This window comes from Serpentinimonas raichei (assembly GCF_000828895.1).
Taxonomy (GTDB): domain Bacteria; phylum Pseudomonadota; class Gammaproteobacteria; order Burkholderiales; family Burkholderiaceae_C; genus Serpentinimonas; species Serpentinimonas raichei.
Genome location: NZ_AP014568.1, coordinates 412,391 through 427,890, shown reverse-complemented (window position 1 = coordinate 427,890; position 15,500 = coordinate 412,391). Strand labels below are relative to the sequence as shown.

At 67.4% G+C, this 15,500-nt stretch carries 12 protein-coding genes; 7 read left to right on the top strand and 5 right to left on the bottom strand.

Going from position 1 to position 15,500, the window contains the following annotated elements:
- Positions 1-44 precede the first annotated feature (44 nt).
- On the bottom strand, positions 45-503 hold the full coding sequence (locus SRAA_RS02045; protein WP_045530686.1) for a DNA polymerase III subunit chi: 459 nt from the start codon (positions 501-503) through the stop codon (positions 45-47).
- A gap of 65 nt (positions 504-568) precedes the next feature.
- Entirely contained in the window at positions 569-2,083 is a 1,515-nt protein-coding gene (locus SRAA_RS02040) for a leucyl aminopeptidase (RefSeq protein ID WP_045530685.1), read from the bottom strand.
- Positions 2,084-2,110: 27 nt separating this feature from the next.
- Here SRAA_RS02040 and lptF point away from each other — a divergent pair, with 27 nt between their 5' ends.
- From lptF to SRAA_RS02015, 5 genes are read left to right on the top strand one after another with little or no spacing between them, the layout of a single operon-like run.
- Complete coding sequence (gene lptF, locus SRAA_RS02035) at positions 2,111-3,220, top strand: LPS export ABC transporter permease LptF (protein WP_045530684.1); 1,110 nt, start codon at positions 2,111-2,113, stop codon at positions 3,218-3,220.
- The gene (gene lptG / locus SRAA_RS02030; RefSeq protein WP_045533109.1) at positions 3,217-4,335 is read left to right on the top strand and encodes an LPS export ABC transporter permease LptG; all 1,119 of its coding nucleotides are present in this window, start codon (positions 3,217-3,219) and stop codon (positions 4,333-4,335) included. The genes lptF and lptG overlap by 4 nt, the downstream gene beginning before the upstream one ends.
- 34 nt (positions 4,336-4,369) lie before the next feature.
- Entirely contained in the window at positions 4,370-4,738 is a 369-nt protein-coding gene (locus tag SRAA_RS02025; protein WP_045530683.1) for a sirohydrochlorin chelatase, read from the top strand.
- Positions 4,735-5,679: a CysB family HTH-type transcriptional regulator gene (locus SRAA_RS02020; protein ID WP_045530682.1), complete on the top strand. Its 945-nt coding sequence runs from the start codon at positions 4,735-4,737 to the stop codon at positions 5,677-5,679. Before SRAA_RS02025 ends, SRAA_RS02020 begins: the two co-directional genes overlap by 4 nt.
- A gap of 8 nt (positions 5,680-5,687) precedes the next feature.
- Entirely contained in the window at positions 5,688-6,884 is a 1,197-nt protein-coding gene (locus SRAA_RS02015) for a pyridoxal phosphate-dependent aminotransferase (protein WP_045530681.1), read from the top strand.
- Positions 6,885-6,930: 46 nt separating this feature from the next.
- Here SRAA_RS02015 and hrpA read toward each other — a convergent pair whose 3' ends face one another.
- Complete coding sequence (gene hrpA, locus SRAA_RS02010) at positions 6,931-11,103, bottom strand: ATP-dependent RNA helicase HrpA (protein ID WP_082039853.1); 4,173 nt, start codon at positions 11,101-11,103, stop codon at positions 6,931-6,933.
- Between the two features lie 192 nt (positions 11,104-11,295).
- Between hrpA and argA the strand changes: the two genes are divergently transcribed.
- Positions 11,296-12,645 carry an amino-acid N-acetyltransferase gene (gene argA, locus SRAA_RS02005; protein ID WP_045533105.1) on the top strand — a complete coding sequence of 450 codons (1,350 nt, stop codon included), beginning with the start codon at positions 11,296-11,298 and terminating at the stop codon, positions 12,643-12,645.
- A gap of 676 nt (positions 12,646-13,321) precedes the next feature.
- Here argA and SRAA_RS01995 read toward each other — a convergent pair.
- Positions 13,322-14,497 (bottom strand): cupin domain-containing protein, encoded by a 1,176-nt coding sequence (locus SRAA_RS01995; RefSeq protein ID WP_045530679.1) that lies wholly within the window; start codon positions 14,495-14,497, stop codon positions 13,322-13,324.
- A gap of 14 nt (positions 14,498-14,511) precedes the next feature.
- On the opposite strand from SRAA_RS01995, the gene SRAA_RS01990 reads away from it, so the two are divergent.
- On the top strand, positions 14,512-15,003 hold the full coding sequence (locus SRAA_RS01990) for an FKBP-type peptidyl-prolyl cis-trans isomerase (protein WP_045530678.1): 492 nt from the start codon (positions 14,512-14,514) through the stop codon (positions 15,001-15,003).
- A 40-nt stretch (positions 15,004-15,043) separates the two neighbouring features.
- On the opposite strand, the gene dut is transcribed toward SRAA_RS01990, so the two are convergent.
- Positions 15,044-15,493 (bottom strand): dUTP diphosphatase, encoded by a 450-nt coding sequence (dut, locus tag SRAA_RS01985; protein WP_045530677.1) that lies wholly within the window; start codon positions 15,491-15,493, stop codon positions 15,044-15,046.
- Positions 15,494-15,500: the final 7 nt, after the last annotated feature.

Sequence of the window (15,500 nt, the reverse complement as noted above, 5' to 3'; positions counted from 1 at the left end):
GTCATCATCAGCCCTTGGCCCTCAGCCCCGCGGCCGCTGCACCCTCATGCAGCGGCGTCGTGGTGCTTGAGCGCCAGACCGAGCTGGCTGTAATGGCGCCAGCGCAGCCGCGCGGCTTGCTTGAGTGCCTCGTCTTGCGGCACGATTTCGATCAGGCGCCCGAAGCGCTCGAAACCCTCTGGCACCGGCTCCAGCAGGTTGATCAGCAACGGCCAGTCGCTGGCTTGCGGGATCAACTGGGCCGCCAGCACCACCGGCGAACGCTGCCACAAGCACTGGCCTGAGCCCACTTGCCCCGACTCCTCGGCCTCGACCGTTGCGTGGCGCGCATGGGCGATGAACTCCTCTGGGGCAAAGGTCCAGAGCGCAACGTCGAGCTCGTGCGCCAGCGCAGGCGGCAACAAGACCCATGCGCGCTGGCCGGCATGGGTGGCCTTGCGCAGCAAGCGGCACAGGTAGGGCACGGGGGCCGGCACATTGAAGTGAAAAGCAATGGCGTTCATCGTGCAGGCGTGGCCGTTGCGGCCTCAGCAGCCGCCCAAGGGGTGGGCTTGGTGGACAGACGCATTCAGCGCTTGCCCCGCTTGGCGCCTGCGGCGGCGGCCTTGGGCATAGGAACCGATTCCTTGGCCATGCGCGCCGCCTCGTCGAGCAGGTACTGCAGCAGCAAGGCCACCGGGCGGCCGGTGGCCCCTTTGCTGGCGCCGCTCTTCCAAGCTACGCCCGCAATATCCAAATGCGCCCACGCTTGCTCGGGGGCGACGAATTTTTGCAGGAACTTGGCCGCCGTCACCGAACCGGCCGGGCGGCCAGCGATGTTGGCCATGTCGGCGAAGTTGGATTTCAAGCCTTCTTCATATTCGTCGTCGAGCGGCATGCGCCAGCACGGGTCCAGCGTGGCGTCGCCCGCCGCTTGCAGGGCCTGCGCCAGTTCGTCGCGGTTGCTGTAGAGGCCGGCGCGCAGATTGCCCAGCGCGATCACGCAAGCCCCGGTGAGGGTGGCCACGTCGATCAGGGCGCGCGGCTTGAAGCGCGCTGCGTAGGTGAGCGCGTCGCACAAAATCAGCCGCCCTTCGGCGTCGGTGTTGAGGATTTCGATCGTCTGCCCGCTCAGGCTGGTGACCACATCGCCGGGCTTGACGGCGCGCCCGTCGGGCATGTTTTCGCAGCAGGGTACCAGCCCGATCACGTTGAGCGCCGGTTGCAGCTCGGCCAGCGCCACAAAGGTGCCCAGCACGGCGGCGGCACCGCCCATGTCGAACTTCATCTCGTCCATCTCGGGGCCGGGCTTGAGGCTGATGCCGCCGGTATCGAAGGTGATGCCCTTGCCCACCAGCACCACCGGCGCACTGGCCTTGGGTGCGCCCTGGTACTTGAGCACGATGAAGCGCAGCGGCTCTTGCGAGCCCTGTGCCACCGCCAAGTAGGCCCCCATGCCCAGCTTGGCCACTTCTTGGGGGCCCAGCACCTCGACCTGCAAGCGTTTGCCTTGCGCCAACTGCTGCGCCGCCTCGGCCAGCCGCGTGGGGGTGGCGTGGTTGGGCGGGCGGTTGGCCCATTCCTTGGCCCATTCCACCCCCTTCACGCAGGCCTGGGCCTGGGCCAGAGCCGCTTGCAGCGCCGCCGCATCGCGCACCCCGACCGTCACGCTTTGCAGGGTGCGCGCCTTCGCCTTGGGCTTGGTGTGGGTGTAGCTGTAGCTGGCCTCGGCGGTGGCCTGCAGCAGCGCCGCCAGCGCCCCGGCGCTGACGTCACCCGCCCACAGCAGCAAGCGCTGGGCGCTGCCGAGCTTGAGCGCGGCCATTGCCGCCAGCACCGCCTTGCGCGTGGCGGCTGGGCTGCCATCGCCGCTGCGCACCAGCGCCACCTTGCGCGCCTGCACCCCGGGCAGGCGGTGCGCCAGCAACACGCTGCCCACGGCCTGCTCGATGTCGGCGTCGGCCACGGCGGCGCGCGCCCATTGCGCCAAATCGGTGTTGGCATCGGCATCGGCATCGGCACGATCGGGCCAGAGCAGGATCAAAGCGTCAGCGGCCACGTCGGTGGCTTGTGGCAGCGTGAGGGTTTTGAGTTCAAAGTCCATAATCGGGGCTCAAGTGGTTTTTTGACGATGTTATTCCATTCCTCCTTGCGCCGTGAACTGGCGCGCAGTTTTGGCGCCACGCTGCTGGTGCTGTTGGTGATCGTCGTCACCATGCTGCTCATTCGCACCCTCGGCCAAGCCGACCAGGGGCGCATCAATCCGCAAGAAATTGTGCTGGTCCTGACCTACACCGTGGTGGGCCGGCTGCCGATCGTGCTCACCATCGCCTTGTTCATTGCCGTGGCCTCGACGCTGACGCGCATGCACCGCGAAAGCGAAATGGTGATCTGGTACTCCAGCGGCCGCGGCCTGGCGGCTTTTCTGAGGCCGGTGTTTCACTTTGCGTGGCCGGTGCTGGCGGTGATCGCCCTGATGGTGCTGCTGGTCTGGCCGTGGGCCAATCAGCAGGCCGAGCAGTTGCGCGACCGCTTTCAGCAACGCGGCGCGCTCGAGCGGGTGCAAGCCGGACAGTTCATGGAAAGCGCCGACGGACGGCGCGTGTTCTTCATCGAGCAAGACCCACAGCAGCCCACCATGGCGCGCAACATCTTTGTCTACAGCACCGAAACCGATGGCAGCCGCATCTTGATCAGCGCCGCCAGCGGGCGCGTCGAGTCGATCGACCAGCAGCAGTGGCTGCAAGTGAACCATGGCCAGCGCCTGCTGTTCGACCGACCGGGCCAGCCCGGCCAGGTGCAGGTGAGTGAATTTGCCAGCTACCGCATCCTGATCGATCAACCGGCCCTGCCCGCCGGGGTGGCGCAGGGGCTCAAGTCGCGCCCCACCTGGACCCTGTTCACCGACCCCTCCCCGGCCAACCAAGGTGAGCTGGCGTGGCGGATCGGGCTGGCGCTGGCGGCCTTCAACTTTGTGCTGATGGCGCTGGCGCTGTCCACCAGCAACCCGCGCGCCAACAAGAGCGGCAACGTGTTGTTCCTGCTGTTTGGCTTCATTTTCTACTACAACCTGATGACCATGGGGCAGCGCTGGATCGGCACCGGCGAGGTCTCCGCCTTGGCCTTCATGCTGGCCTTGCATGGCGGCGTGGGGGCCGCTTGCGCGCTCTGGCTGGCCAAACGCCATTGGGGCTGGGAGCTGAACTGGACGCGGCCGTGGTGGCGCGCAGCCCCGGCATGAAAACGCTGCGCAAACTGATCTACGGCGAGCTGCTGTGGGCGATCGGCTTGGTGGCGCTGGCTTTTTTGGCGCTGTTTGCCTTCTTTGACCTGATCGAAGAACTGCCCGCGCTCGGCCAGCGCTCGCCCTTCGATCCCGCGCTCGAGTACGGCCTGCCGCAGGCCCTGCTCTACGTGGGCTTGAAACTGCCTAGCCATTTGTACGAGCTGCTGCCGATTGCGGTGCTGATCGGTTCGGTGTTTGGCTTGGTGCGCTTGGCGCAAAGCTCGGAGTTCACCATTTTGCGCACCAGCGGGTTCGGGCCGGGCCGGGCCTTGCGCCAGATGCTGGTGCTCGGTGCGGCCTTTGCGGCCCTCACCTTCGTGCTGGGCGATTACGTGGCGCCCTGGACCGATCGCCAGGCGCAGCGGCTGAAGGCGGTTTATGAGGGGCCGCTGAGCCTCGGGCAGACCGGTGCCTGGCTCAAGGAGCGCACCGAAGGGCACCAGGTGTCGGTCAATGTGGCGGCGCTGGAGGGCGCACGCGGCTTGCTGGGCGTGCGGTTGTTTGAGTTCGACGCCGAGGGGCGCGTCACGCGCACCCTGACTGCGGCCCGCGCCACCGTGGTGCCCGAGCGCGGGCTGTGGGAATTGCAGCAGGTGCAACTGCACCAGTTCGACACCCAGGCCAGCCCGCCGCGCCTGCTCACGCAGCAACTGCCCACGCTGGACTGGCCCACCGGCCTGAGCGCCGACATGGTCTCGGTGGCCTTGCTGCGCCCGGATCGCATGAGCACCTGGGGCCTGTACCAGTACATCGAACACCTGCAAGCCAACCAGCAGGCCACGCAGCGCTACGAGATCGAGCTCTGGCGCAAGCTGTTCTTTCCCTTGAGTTGCTTGGTGATGGTGGTGCTGGCGCTGCCCTTTGCCTACCTGCATTTCCGCTCCAAGGGGCTGGCGGCCTATGTGTTTGCCGGCGTCATGCTGGGGCTGAGCTTCGTGTTGCTGAGCAATATGTTTGGCTACGTCGGCAACTTGCTGGCGTGGCGACCGTGGCTGGCGGCGGCCGCGCCCTCGCTGCTGTATTCGGTGGCCTCGCTGGGGGCCTTTGGCTGGTTGGTGCTGCGGCGCTAGCGCGCTTGGCCCCACATTTACAAAGATGTAGCTTATGCTGGGAGTGATCGTATTGGCGCATGGCTCGCGCGACCCGCAGTGGTTTGGAGCCATCGAGGCGGTGGCGCAGGCCGTGGCCGCCCGAGCACCGCAGAGTCCGGTGCGCTGCGCCTATCTGGAGCTGTGCGGCCCCAGCCTGCCCGAAGCCGCAGCCGAACTGGTGGCCGCCGGGGCCACCACGCTGCGTGTGCTGCCGCTGTTTTTTGGCCTGGGAAAACACGCCCGCCAAGATTTGCCCCGGCTGGCCGAGGCGCTGCAACAGGCGCACCCTAGCGTGCGCTTCGAGTGGCTGCCCACCCCCACCGAACAGCCGCGCCTGCTGGCGCTGCTGGCCGAACTGGCCGTGGCAGAATCCAAGCCATGAATCTGCACCAGTTCCGTTTCGTCCAGGAGGCAGTGCGCCGCAACCTCAACCTGACCGAAGCGGCCAAGGCGCTGCACACCTCGCAGCCCGGCGTCTCGAAGGCCATCCTAGAGCTCGAAGACGAACTCGGCATCGATATTTTTGCCCGCCACGGCAAGCGCATCAAGCGCGTCACCGAACCGGGGCAGCAGGTGCTGCGCAGCATCGAGATCATCCTGCGCGAGGTCAACAACCTCAAACGCATCGGGGCCCAGTACGCGGCCCAAGACAGTGGCGCGCTCAGCATCGCCGCCACCCACACCCAGGCGCGCTACGTGCTGCCGGCTGCGGTGGCCAAGCTGCGCCACGCCTACCCCAAGGTCTCGATCAGCCTGCACCAGGGCGCGCCCGAGCAGGTGGCGCGCATGCTGCTCGACGACGTGGCCGACATCGGCATCGCCACCGAGGCGCTCAGCGACCACCCCGAGCTCATCACCCTGCCCTGCTACGACTGGCAGCACACGCTGGTGCTGCCCGCGGGGCACCCGCTGCTAGAGCGCGAACGCATCGCGCTCGAAGACTTGGTGCAGGTGCCGCTGATCACCTACCACCCCTCCTACACCGGCCGCACCCGCATCGACACCGCCTTTGCCCAGCGCCAACTCAAACCCCACATCGTGCTCGAAGCGATCGACTCCGACGTGATCAAGACCTACGTCAAGCTCGGGCTGGGCGTGGGCATCGTGGCCGAAATGGCGATGCAGGGCGAGGAACGCAGCCCGGAGCTGGTGGCGCGCCCACTGGGGCACCTGTTTGGCCAGAACGTGAGCCGGGTGGCGTTCAAGCGCGGGGCCTATTTGCGCCAGTTCGTGCTGCGCTTTGCCGAGTTTTTAAGCGATCGCCTGTCGCGCGAGCTCATCAACAAGGCGATGTTGGGCGGCGGCACCGATTTTGAACTGTGAAACCGCGTATGCCCGCCACCGAACTGCGCCCCGATCCCGCCGCCCCGCCCACCCCGGCCGTGCGCAGCCGCCTGCCCGCCGTGGGCACGACGATTTTTACCGTGATGTCGGCGCTGGCCAACGAGTGCGCCGCCGTCAACCTCGGGCAGGGCTTCCCCGACTTCGACTGCGACCCGCGCCTGCTGGACGCGGTCGAGGCGGCCCTGCGCGCCGGCCACAACCAGTACCCGCCGATGCCCGGCGTGCCGGCGCTGCGCCAGGCGCTGGCGCGCAAAACCGAAGCGCTGTATGGCCGCCGCTACGACCCGGAGCACGAAATCACCGTCACCGCCGGGGCCACGCAAGCCATTTTCAGCGCCATTTTGGCCGTGGTGCAGCCGGGCGACGAGGTGATCGTGCTCGAGCCCTGCTACGACAGCTACGTGCCCAATATCGAACTGGCCGGTGGCGTGGCGGTTCGGGTGCCGCTGCGCGCCGATTTTGGGCCCGACTTGGACGCCATCGCCGCCGCCATCGGCCCGCGCACCCGGGCCATGCTCATCAACAGCCCGCACAACCCCAGCGGCCGCGTCTGGCAGCGCGCCGACATGCTGCGCCTGCAAGAGCTGCTCGCGCCGACCGAGGTGATTTTGATCAGCGACGAGGTCTATGAGCACATGGTCTTTGACGGCCAACTGCACCAGAGCGCGGCGCGCTTTGCCGGGCTGGCGGCGCGCGCCTTGGTGGTGAGCAGCTTTGGCAAGACTTTTCACGTCACCGGTTGGAAGGTGGGCAGCGTGCTGGCCCCGGCGCCGCTGATGGCCGAGTTTCGCAAGGTGCACCAGTTCAATGTGTTCACCGTGAATACGCCGATGCAGCACGCGCTGGCGGCCTACCTGGCCGACCCGGCCCCCTACCTGCAGTTGCCCGATTTTTACGCCGCCAAGCGCGACCGCTTTCGCGCCGGGCTGGCGCGCACGCGCTTTGAGCTGCTGCCCTGCGAAGGCACCTATTTCCAGTGCGTGCGCTACGCCCATTTGGCGGTGCCCGAGCGCGACTTGCCCGAGACCGAGTTCTGCCGCTGGCTGACGCGCGAGATCGGCGTCGCCGCCATTCCCCTATCGGCCTTTTACGGCGACGGCCGCGAGCAGCGCCTGATCCGCTTTTGCTTTGCCAAGCGCGAGGCCACGCTGGAAGCGGCGCTGCTGCGGCTGGCGCGCTTGTGAGCACCCGCGGCGGTGCCAGCGGCAGCGGCAGCGGCAGCGGTGGGTTTTAGGCCGCCAGTTGCGCCCAGAGCTTGTCGAGCCGCTTGACGCTCACCGGCTGCGGCGTGCGCAGCTCCTGCGCAAACAGGCTCACGCGCAGCTCCTCCAGCAGCCAGCGCAGCTCGTCTAAGCGCGCATCGGGCACGCCCTTGCGCTCGGCCAGCAGGCGCGTGTAGCGCTGCTCCTGGGCGCGCACGGTGGCCATGTGCGCGGCGTCGCGGGCCGGGTCGGCGCGCAGCTTGTCGAGCCGCAGAAAAATCGCCTTCAGGTAGCGCGGCAGGTGTTGCAGCGCCGCCCACGGGGTTTCGGCCAGAAAGCGCGGCCCCACCAGGCGCTGCAACTGGGATCGGGCGTCGGCCAGCGGCTGCGCCTCAAACTTGCCCTCTTTGAGCTTGCGCACCACGGCGGCGTATTCGACCAGCACGGCCGCCGCTTGGCGCGCCACTTCCTGCGCGATCAGCCCTAGGCGGCTACGCCCTTGGTCCAGCCGCTGCTGGAATTCGGCGGCGTTGCGCGGCCACGGCTCGGCCATGAAAGCGCGCTCCAGCGCCACTTCGATGATCTGGCCGCGCAGCTCCTCCAGCGAGCCCAGCGCCAGGTACGACACCGCCATTTGCTGCAAGCCGGGCAGGCTTTTTTCGAGTTGCTTGAGCGCCTCGCGCAGTTGCAGCGCAAACAGCCGACGCAGCCCGGCGCGGTGCTGGCGCGCCGCCGCCTCGGGCTCGTCATAGACCGCCAAGCTCACGGCGTCGCCGGCGTCGAGCAGCGCCGGAAAACCGATTACAGTGTGGTCGCCACTGGCCAGCTCCATCAGCTCGGGCCAGTCGCCAAAGGTCCAAGCGCGGTAGCGCTCGGTGGCGGTGGTGGCTTGGGCATGGGCTTGGGTTGCTGGGGCGTGGGCTTGGTGGCTTGGAACGGCTGCTTGCTTGCGCGGGGCAGACTGGGCGTGGGCGGCTTGGCCTTGGGTGCTTGGATCGTTTGTTTGCTTGCGCTCGGCAGATGGAGCGCGGGCCGGCGGCGCAGCAGCGGCTTGGCGGGCACCGGAGCGCCCCGCAGGCGGCACCGAGGCTGGCACCGCAGCCACACCCACACCCACTGCCGTGCTCGCACCCGCTCCCGCTCCCGCACCCACCCGCGCCGCCAGTTGCAAGCCCGCCAGCGCCTGGAAGGCCCCACGCGCCTGCGCGCCCAGTTCGGCCTTGAGGGCGGCCAGGCTGCGCCCTTGGCCGAGTTGGCGCCCGTGTTCATCCAGCACGCGCAGGTGCATAAAGTGGTGCACGGGCAGCATGTCGAGCTTGAAATCGCTGCGCTTCACATCCAGCCCAGTGCGCGTGCGCACGCGCGCCAGCAGCGCCTCGATCAGGCTGCCCTGGGCCCAGTGCCCGGGCTGGCTCAGCTCCGTGGCCAGTTGCCCGGCGGTCTCGGGCAGCGGCAGCAGGCGCGCACGCGGCTTTTGCGGCAGGCTCTTGAGCAGGGCACTGATTTTCTCTTTGAGCATCCCCGGCACCAGCCATTCGCAGCGCTCCTCGCTGGCCTGGTTGAGCACAAAGATCGGCAGCGCCACGCTCAGGCCGTCGCGCGCATCACCCGGCTGGTGCAGGTAGCTGGCGCTGCATTCGGTGCCACCCAGCGCCAGCGTGGGCGGAAAAGCCACGCTGGTCACGCCCGCGGCTTGATGCCGCATCAGCTCCTCGCGCTTGAGGCGCAGCAGCTCGGGTTGCTGGCGCACGTGGGCGCGGTACCAGCGCTCCAGCTCCTGCCCGCTGCTCAGGTCGGGCGGCAACTGGCTGTCGTAAAAGGCGTAGATCAGCTCCTCATCGACCAGCACGTCTTGGCGGCGCGACTTGTGTTCCAGCGCCTGCACCTGCGCCAGCACCTGGCGGTTGCCGGCCAAAAAAGGCAGACGGCGCTCGAAATCGGGCGGCCACACCTCCTCCTCCAAGGCCGCCACCAGCGCCTGGCGGATAAAGATCGAGCGCGCCCCGACCGGATCGACGCGCGCGTAATCGACCCGGCGCTGGTTGTAGATCAGCAAGCCATAAAGCGTGGCGCGCTCGGAGGCCACCACCCGGCAGGCGTTTTTCTCCCAGCGCGGATCGAGCACCTGCTTGCTCAGCAAATGCGCGCCCACCTGCTCCAGCCACTGCGGATCGATGGCGGCAATGCCACGGCCAAACAGGCGCGTGGTCTCGACCAGCTCGGCGCAAACGATCCAGCGCCCCGGCTTTTTGCTCAAACGCGCGCCCGGATGCGGGTAGTAGCGAATGCCGCGTGCGCCCTGGTAATGCGCCTCGCTCTCGTGCTTGCAGCCCACGTGCCCGAGCAAGCCCGCCAACAGGGACAAATGCAACTGCTCGCTGCTGGCCGGGGCGGTGTTGAGCTTCCAGCCGTGCTCGGCCACCACGGTGTGCAACTGGCTGTGGATGTCGCGCCACTCGCGCACCCGGCGCGGATTCAGGTAGTGCTGGCGCAGCAGCGCCTCGTACTGGCGCTGGCTCGGCTTGTGCTGCGGCGCAGCCAGCGCCAATCCAGTGGCATCGGCCAAGCCCTCAGTGGGCCGCCCTTTAGCCCTGCTGGCCCCGGCACCGGCTGCACCGGCGGCTTGGTCCACAACGGGCGCTGCGGCCGCACTGGGCTTGCCGCTGCGCGCCTGCTCCAGCCAGCGCCAGAGCTTGAGGTAGCCCACGAACTCGCTCTTGTCGTCGTCGAAGGCCGCGTGCGCCCGGTCTGCCTGCGCTTGCGCCTGCAAGGGGCGGTCGCGCACATCCTGCACCGTGAGCGCGCTGGCCAGCACCAGCACCTCGTCGAGCGCGTGGCGCTCGCGCGCCTCCAGGATCATGCGCCCCACGCGCGGGTCCAGCGGCAGGCGCGCCAGCTCGGTGCCCAAGGCGGTGAGCTGCAAGCCCTCGTCGAGCGCACCCAGCTCTTGCAGCAACTGGTAGCCGTCGGTAATGGCGCGCTGCGAAGGCGCCTCCAGAAAAGGAAAATCCTCCACCGCCCCCAGGCGCAGCGACTTCATGCGCAAAATCACCGCCGCCAGCGAGGAGCGCAAAATCTCCGGGTCGCCAAAGCGCGGCCGCCCTTGGTAATCGGCCTCGTCGTAGAGGCGGATGCAGACGCCGTCGGCCACCCGACCACAGCGCCCAGCGCGCTGGTTGGCCGCCGCCTGGCTGATCGGCTCGACCAGCAACTGCTCGACCTTGCTGCGCAGGCTGTAGCGTTTCACGCGCGCCCGGCCCGAGTCGATCACGTAACGGATGCCGGGCACGGTGAGCGAGGTTTCGGCCACGTTGGTCGCCAGCACGATGCGCCGCGCGCCGCTGGGCCGGAAGATGCGCTCTTGCTCGCCCTGGCTCAGGCGCGCAAACAGCGGCAGCACCTCGGTCTGGCGCAGCACCGGCTGGTGGCTCAGGTGCTGGCGCAGGTGGTCGGCGCATTCGCGGATTTCGCGCTCGCCGGGCAAAAACACCAGCACGTCGCCAGCCAGCGCGCCGCCGCGCCAGAGCTCGTCCACGGCGTCGGCAATGGCTTCGTTGAGGCCGTAGTCGCGGCTTTCCTCAAAGGGGCGGTAGCGCTGCTCCACCGCAAAGCTGCGGCCCTCCACATTGAGCACCGGCGCCGGCCCCTGGGCCGACTCGAAGTGGCGCGCAAAGCGCTCGGCGTCGATGGTGGCCGAGGTGATGATCACCTTCAGGTCCGGCCGGCGCGGCAAAATCTGGCGCAGGTAGCCGAGCAAAAAATCGATGTTCAGGCTGCGCTCGTGCGCCTCATCGATGATCAGCGTGTCGTAGGCCTGCAGCAGCGGGTCGGTCTGGGTTTCGGCCAGCAAAATGCCGTCGGTCATGAGCTTGATCGAGGCCCCGGGGCTGAGCCGGTCCTGGAAGCGCACCTTGTAGCCCACCACCTCGCCCAGCGCCGTGCCGAGCTCTTGCGCAATGCGGCTGGCCACCGAACTGGCGGCGATGCGGCGCGGCTGGGTGTGGCCGATCAAGCGCCCGCGCTCGCCCGGGCGGGCGTGCAGGCGGCCGCGCCCCATGCCCAGCGCGATCTTGGGCAACTGGGTGGTTTTGCCGGAACCGGTCTCGCCGCACACCACGATCACCTGGTGCGCGCGCAAGGCGGCTTCGATCGCCTGGCGCTGGGCGCTTACAGGCAGGGATTCGGGAAACTCGATAATCAAGGCGCGGGCGGCTCACGTGCAAAATGGGGGCCGCCCGATTATCCCCGCAGTGGCCTCGGCTTGGGATGTGGGCTGTGGCGTATGCTTGGCTGGCGTATGCTTGCGCCCAGCCGCCCCAAGCGCCGCCCCTTGCACCGCCCGCGTTTCACTGCCCGCGTCCTACAGCCCCAGCCGCCCAAGCCTCAACCGCCCATGTCCACGGTCTTTAATTTCACCTTCGTGCCCTGGTTTCGCTCGGTGGCACCCTATATCCACAAGTTTCGCAACCAGACCTTTGTGGTCGGCATTGCAGGCGAGGCCATAGCGGCGGGCAAGCTGCCCAATCTGGCGCAGGATTTGGCCCTCATTCAGAGCATGGGCGTGCGCATCGTGCTGGTGCATGGTTTCAGGCCGCAGGTCAACGAGCAGTTGCGCGCCAAGGGGCACCCATCGCGCACCCACCTGGGGATGCGCATCACCGACGAAGTGGCGCTGGACTGCGCCCAAGAGGCCGCCGGGCAGTTGCGCTACGAGATCGAGGCCGCCTTCAGCCAGGGCCTGCCCAACACCCCCATGGCCGGGGCCACGGTGCGCGTGCTCTCGGGCAACTTCATCACCGCGCAGCCGGTGGGGGTGATCGATGGCATCGACTTCCAGCACACCGGCCAGGTGCGGCGGGTCGATGTGGCCGGGCTGATGCGCACCCTCGACATGGGGGCGATGGTGCTGCTGTCGCCCTTTGGTTTCTCGCCCACCGGCGAGGCCTTCAACCTGAACATGGAGGAAGTGGCCACCAGCGTGGCCATTGCCTTGCAGGCCGACAAGCTGCTGTTCATCACCGAGGTGCCGGGCATCCGCGTGCAGCCCCACGAAGCGGCCAGCCCCGACAACCCGATCGACACCGAACTGCCGCTGGCGCAGGCCGAGCAAATTTTGGCCGCTTGCGGCCCGGCCTTGCAACCCAGCGACACCGGCTTTTATTTGCAATACTGCGTGCGCGCCTGCAAGGGCGGGGTAGAGCGCAGCCACATCTTGCCCTTTGCCGTCGATGGGGCGCTGCTGCTGGAGGTGTACGTGCACGACGGCATCGGCACCATGGTGGTCGATGAAAAGCTCGAAAGCCTGCGCGAAGCCCATGCCGACGACGTGGGCGGCATTTTGCAACTGATCGAACCGTTCGAGCAAGACGGCACCCTGGTCAAGCGCAGCCGCACCGAAATCGAGCGCGACATCGCCAACTACACCCTGATCGAGCACGACGGAGTGATTTTTGGCTGCGCCGCGCTCTACCCCTACCCCGAGGCCAAAACCGCCGAAATGGCCGCGCTCACCGTTTCGCCACACTCGCAAGGCCAGGGCGACGGCGAAAAGCTGCTCAAGCGCATCGAGCAGCGCGCGCGCCTGCTGGGGCTGGAGAGCCTCTTTGTGCTCACCACGCGCACCATGCACTGGTTCATCAAGCGCGGCTTTGCACCGGTCGATGCCGACTGGCTGCCCGAAGCGCGCAAGCGCAAATACAACTGGGACCGGCGCAGCCGGGTGCTGGTCAAGCGGCTGAACTAAAGGGCCGCCTACGCGGGCGGCGCCGCGCTGAGCACGGCACTGGGGGGATGCCCCCTGTGAACGACAGGCGTAAAAAAACCGCCGGGTTTGCACCAAGCGGTTTTTTGCACCCGGACCGTGGCTCGCAAGCGGGCCACGGCGCCGAGGTGCGGCGCGCTAAAGAGGATCAGCGTGCGGGAGCGGCAGGAGCAGAGTAAGCGCCGCCAGCAGGTGCTGCAGGAGCAGTATGGGAACCACCAGCAGCCGGTGCAGCGGCGTCGGCCGGTGCTGCAGGAGCGGCCTCAGCCGGAGCTGGAGCCGGGGCTGGTGTAGGCTCAGGAGCTGGAGCCGGGGCTGGTGTAGGCTCAGGAGCCGGGGCCGGAGCTTGGGGGCAACCGGTCAACAGGGCAGCGGCGAGCAGGGCGGCGAGCAGGGCAGAGATTTTCATATCGTATCAAATGGAAGGTGGTGGCGATCTGGGTTTTTGCCTCGGCAAGCATTAAGCCCGCATTGCGAGCACAAAGCACAGCCACTGGCGGCTGGAATCGAAGGGTAAACCCTAAAATTTCCTAGCAATCTTGATGATAATCCAAAGCAGAAAAAGCCGCAGAGGTACAGAAAAAATTACTTGCAGAGGCCTTAAATTGTTGCCAAAAAACAACAAATCGGCTCCAGCGCAGCGCAACAAGGGTTTAGGCTATCCTTCCTGATCGGTGCTTTTTGCCACCGGCTGCACGTGCAGCCAGCCCGCCTGCTGCCACTCGGCCAGTTGCTCTTGCACCGGTGCACTGGCGCGGCGCACTTGCTCGGCACTGAGCGCGCGTCGGTCGGCCAGCTCGTGCAGCAATCGCGCGTCCTTGCCGCTGGCGCACCAGGCTTCGCCGTTGACAAACACGTGCTCCGCGTCGTACAACATGCGCGTGCACTTATCCAGTGTCACCGCCCCGGGCTGCCACGGCTGCTGCGGCGCGCTGAAGCAGACCGAGGGCTTGGGCTCGCTCAACACCTCGCCCAAGGCCAGACGCAGCCCCACCTTGTCGCGCAACAGGCGCTTGAGCGCGTCGCGGGCAAAGTCAACCAAGGCCTCGGGCACCGCCGCCGGCGTGGCGGTGGCTGCTTGGTTGCGGTCGCGGTACAGGCGCTCGTCGGCGCACTCATCGGCCAGGCGCTGCACCAGCTCTGCGGCCAAGGCCCCGCGCTGCGGCACCCGAAAACCCACCGAATAGGTCATGCAGCCGCCATCGAGCGCCACCCCGTCGTGCGCCCACTGCGGCGGCAGGTAGAGCATGTCACCCGGCTCCAGCACCCACTCCTGCTCGGGCTCGAAGTGTTGCAAAATTTTCAGCGGCTTGTCGGGCTGCAGACTCAAATCCTTTTGCCGCCCGATGCGCCAGCGCCGGCGTCCGCTGGCTTGCAGCAGGAACACGTCGTAGCTGTCGAAGTGGGGCCCCACGCCACCGCCCTCGCTGGCCCAGGAGATCATCAAATCGTCCAGCCGTGCGTCGGGTACGAAGCGAAAGCGCTGCAGCAACTGGTGCACCGCATCGTGGTGCAAGTCCACCCCTTGCAGCAGCAGCGTCCAAGCGGGCTGCTTGAGCGGCGGCAATTGCCGGCGCTCGAACGGGCCCTGGGCCAGACTCCAATCTTCGCCCTGGCGCTCGATCAGGCGCGACTCCACCTGCGCCGACTGCGCCAGCGCAAACAACTCGGGGCGCTCGAGCAGCGGGGCAAAGCCGGGAATGGCTTGTCGGATCAGGAGCGGCTTTTTTTGCCAATGGCGGCGCATGAACTGCTGCGGCGTCAAGCCGCCAAGCAAGGGCGTGGGGACATCGGGCGCGGTGGCCGCGTGTGGGTTTGGGGCATGTGTAGTCATGGGACAATTGTGCGATGAAAATCACTGAGCAATGCGTCGCCGCCCTCACTTGGACGCTTTCCGACACCTTGGGCGAAGAATTGGACCGCCTCGACGAACCGGTCGAGTTTCTGGTAGGCGGGCGCGATCTGCTGGAATCGATCGAGGCCGCGCTGCATGGCCACGGCGCAGGCGAAGAAATGGAGCTGCACCTAGAGCCCGAGCGCGCTTTTGGCGATTTTGACGACCAGTTGCTGCTGCTGGAGCCGCGCAGCGCCTTCCCGACCGAGCTCGAAGTGGGCCTGGCTTTCGAGCAACTGCCACCGGGTTGCAGCGGCGCCGCGCAGCCCGACCGCTTGTATTTCGTGAGCGAAATCTACCCCGAACACGTGGTGCTCGACGGCAACCACCCGCTGGCCGGCATTGCGCTGCGCCTAGACCTAAAAATCCATGCGGTGCGCGAGGCCACGGTGGACGAAGTGGGGCGCGGCAGCCTGGGTGCCGGGTTTTTCCGGCTCGAAGCCTGAGCCCCAGCCCAAGCCAGCCCGGCCAGCTGCCTGCTAGGGCTCAAGCCCGCCCGGTTGAACCATAGCCCCCGGCGCCGCGCGCGCTGGCTTGGGCAAAGTCGTCCACCCAGTTAAGCTGCGCCTGCAGCACCGGCACGATCACCAGTTGCGCGATGCGCTCCAGCGGTTCGATGGTGTAGGCGCGCTCACTGCGGTTCCAGGCGCTCACCATGAGCTGGCCTTGGTAGTCGCTGTCGATCAAACCCACCAAATTGCCCAGCACGATGCCGTGCTTGTGCCCCAGCCCCGAGCGCGGCAGGATGAGGGCCGCATAGCCCGGGTCGGCCAAGTGGATGGCCAAGCCGGTGGGCAGCAACTGGCAGGCGTTGGCTGCCAGCGTGAGCGGCTCGGCCAAGCACGCACGCAGGTCCAGCCCGGCGCTGCCGGAAGTGGCATAGGCGGGCTGCAGCTCGCGCAGGCGCGCATCGAGTATGCGGCAGTCTAGGCGCATGGGTGCT

What these genes read in the sequence shown, in the direction of transcription:
- SRAA_RS01995 (WP_045530679.1), bottom strand. Translation starts at nt 14,497, where the DNA reads ATGACTACACATGCCCCAAACCCACACGCGGCCACCGCGCCCGATGTC.
- SRAA_RS01990 (WP_045530678.1), top strand. Translation starts at nt 14,512, where the DNA reads ATGAAAATCACTGAGCAATGCGTCGCCGCCCTCACTTGGACGCTTTCC.
- SRAA_RS02020 (WP_045530682.1), top strand. Translation starts at nt 4,735, where the DNA reads ATGAATCTGCACCAGTTCCGTTTCGTCCAGGAGGCAGTGCGCCGCAAC.
- dut (WP_045530677.1), bottom strand. Translation starts at nt 15,493, where the DNA reads ATGCGCCTAGACTGCCGCATACTCGATGCGCGCCTGCGCGAGCTGCAG.
- SRAA_RS02040 (WP_045530685.1), bottom strand. Translation starts at nt 2,083, where the DNA reads ATGGACTTTGAACTCAAAACCCTCACGCTGCCACAAGCCACCGACGTG.
- lptG (WP_045533109.1), top strand. Translation starts at nt 3,217, where the DNA reads ATGAAAACGCTGCGCAAACTGATCTACGGCGAGCTGCTGTGGGCGATC.
- SRAA_RS02015 (WP_045530681.1), top strand. Translation starts at nt 5,688, where the DNA reads ATGCCCGCCACCGAACTGCGCCCCGATCCCGCCGCCCCGCCCACCCCG.
- argA (WP_045533105.1), top strand. Translation starts at nt 11,296, where the DNA reads ATGTCCACGGTCTTTAATTTCACCTTCGTGCCCTGGTTTCGCTCGGTG.
- SRAA_RS02045 (WP_045530686.1), bottom strand. Translation starts at nt 503, where the DNA reads ATGAACGCCATTGCTTTTCACTTCAATGTGCCGGCCCCCGTGCCCTAC.
- lptF (WP_045530684.1), top strand. Translation starts at nt 2,111, where the DNA reads ATGTTATTCCATTCCTCCTTGCGCCGTGAACTGGCGCGCAGTTTTGGC.
- SRAA_RS02025 (WP_045530683.1), top strand. Translation starts at nt 4,370, where the DNA reads ATGCTGGGAGTGATCGTATTGGCGCATGGCTCGCGCGACCCGCAGTGG.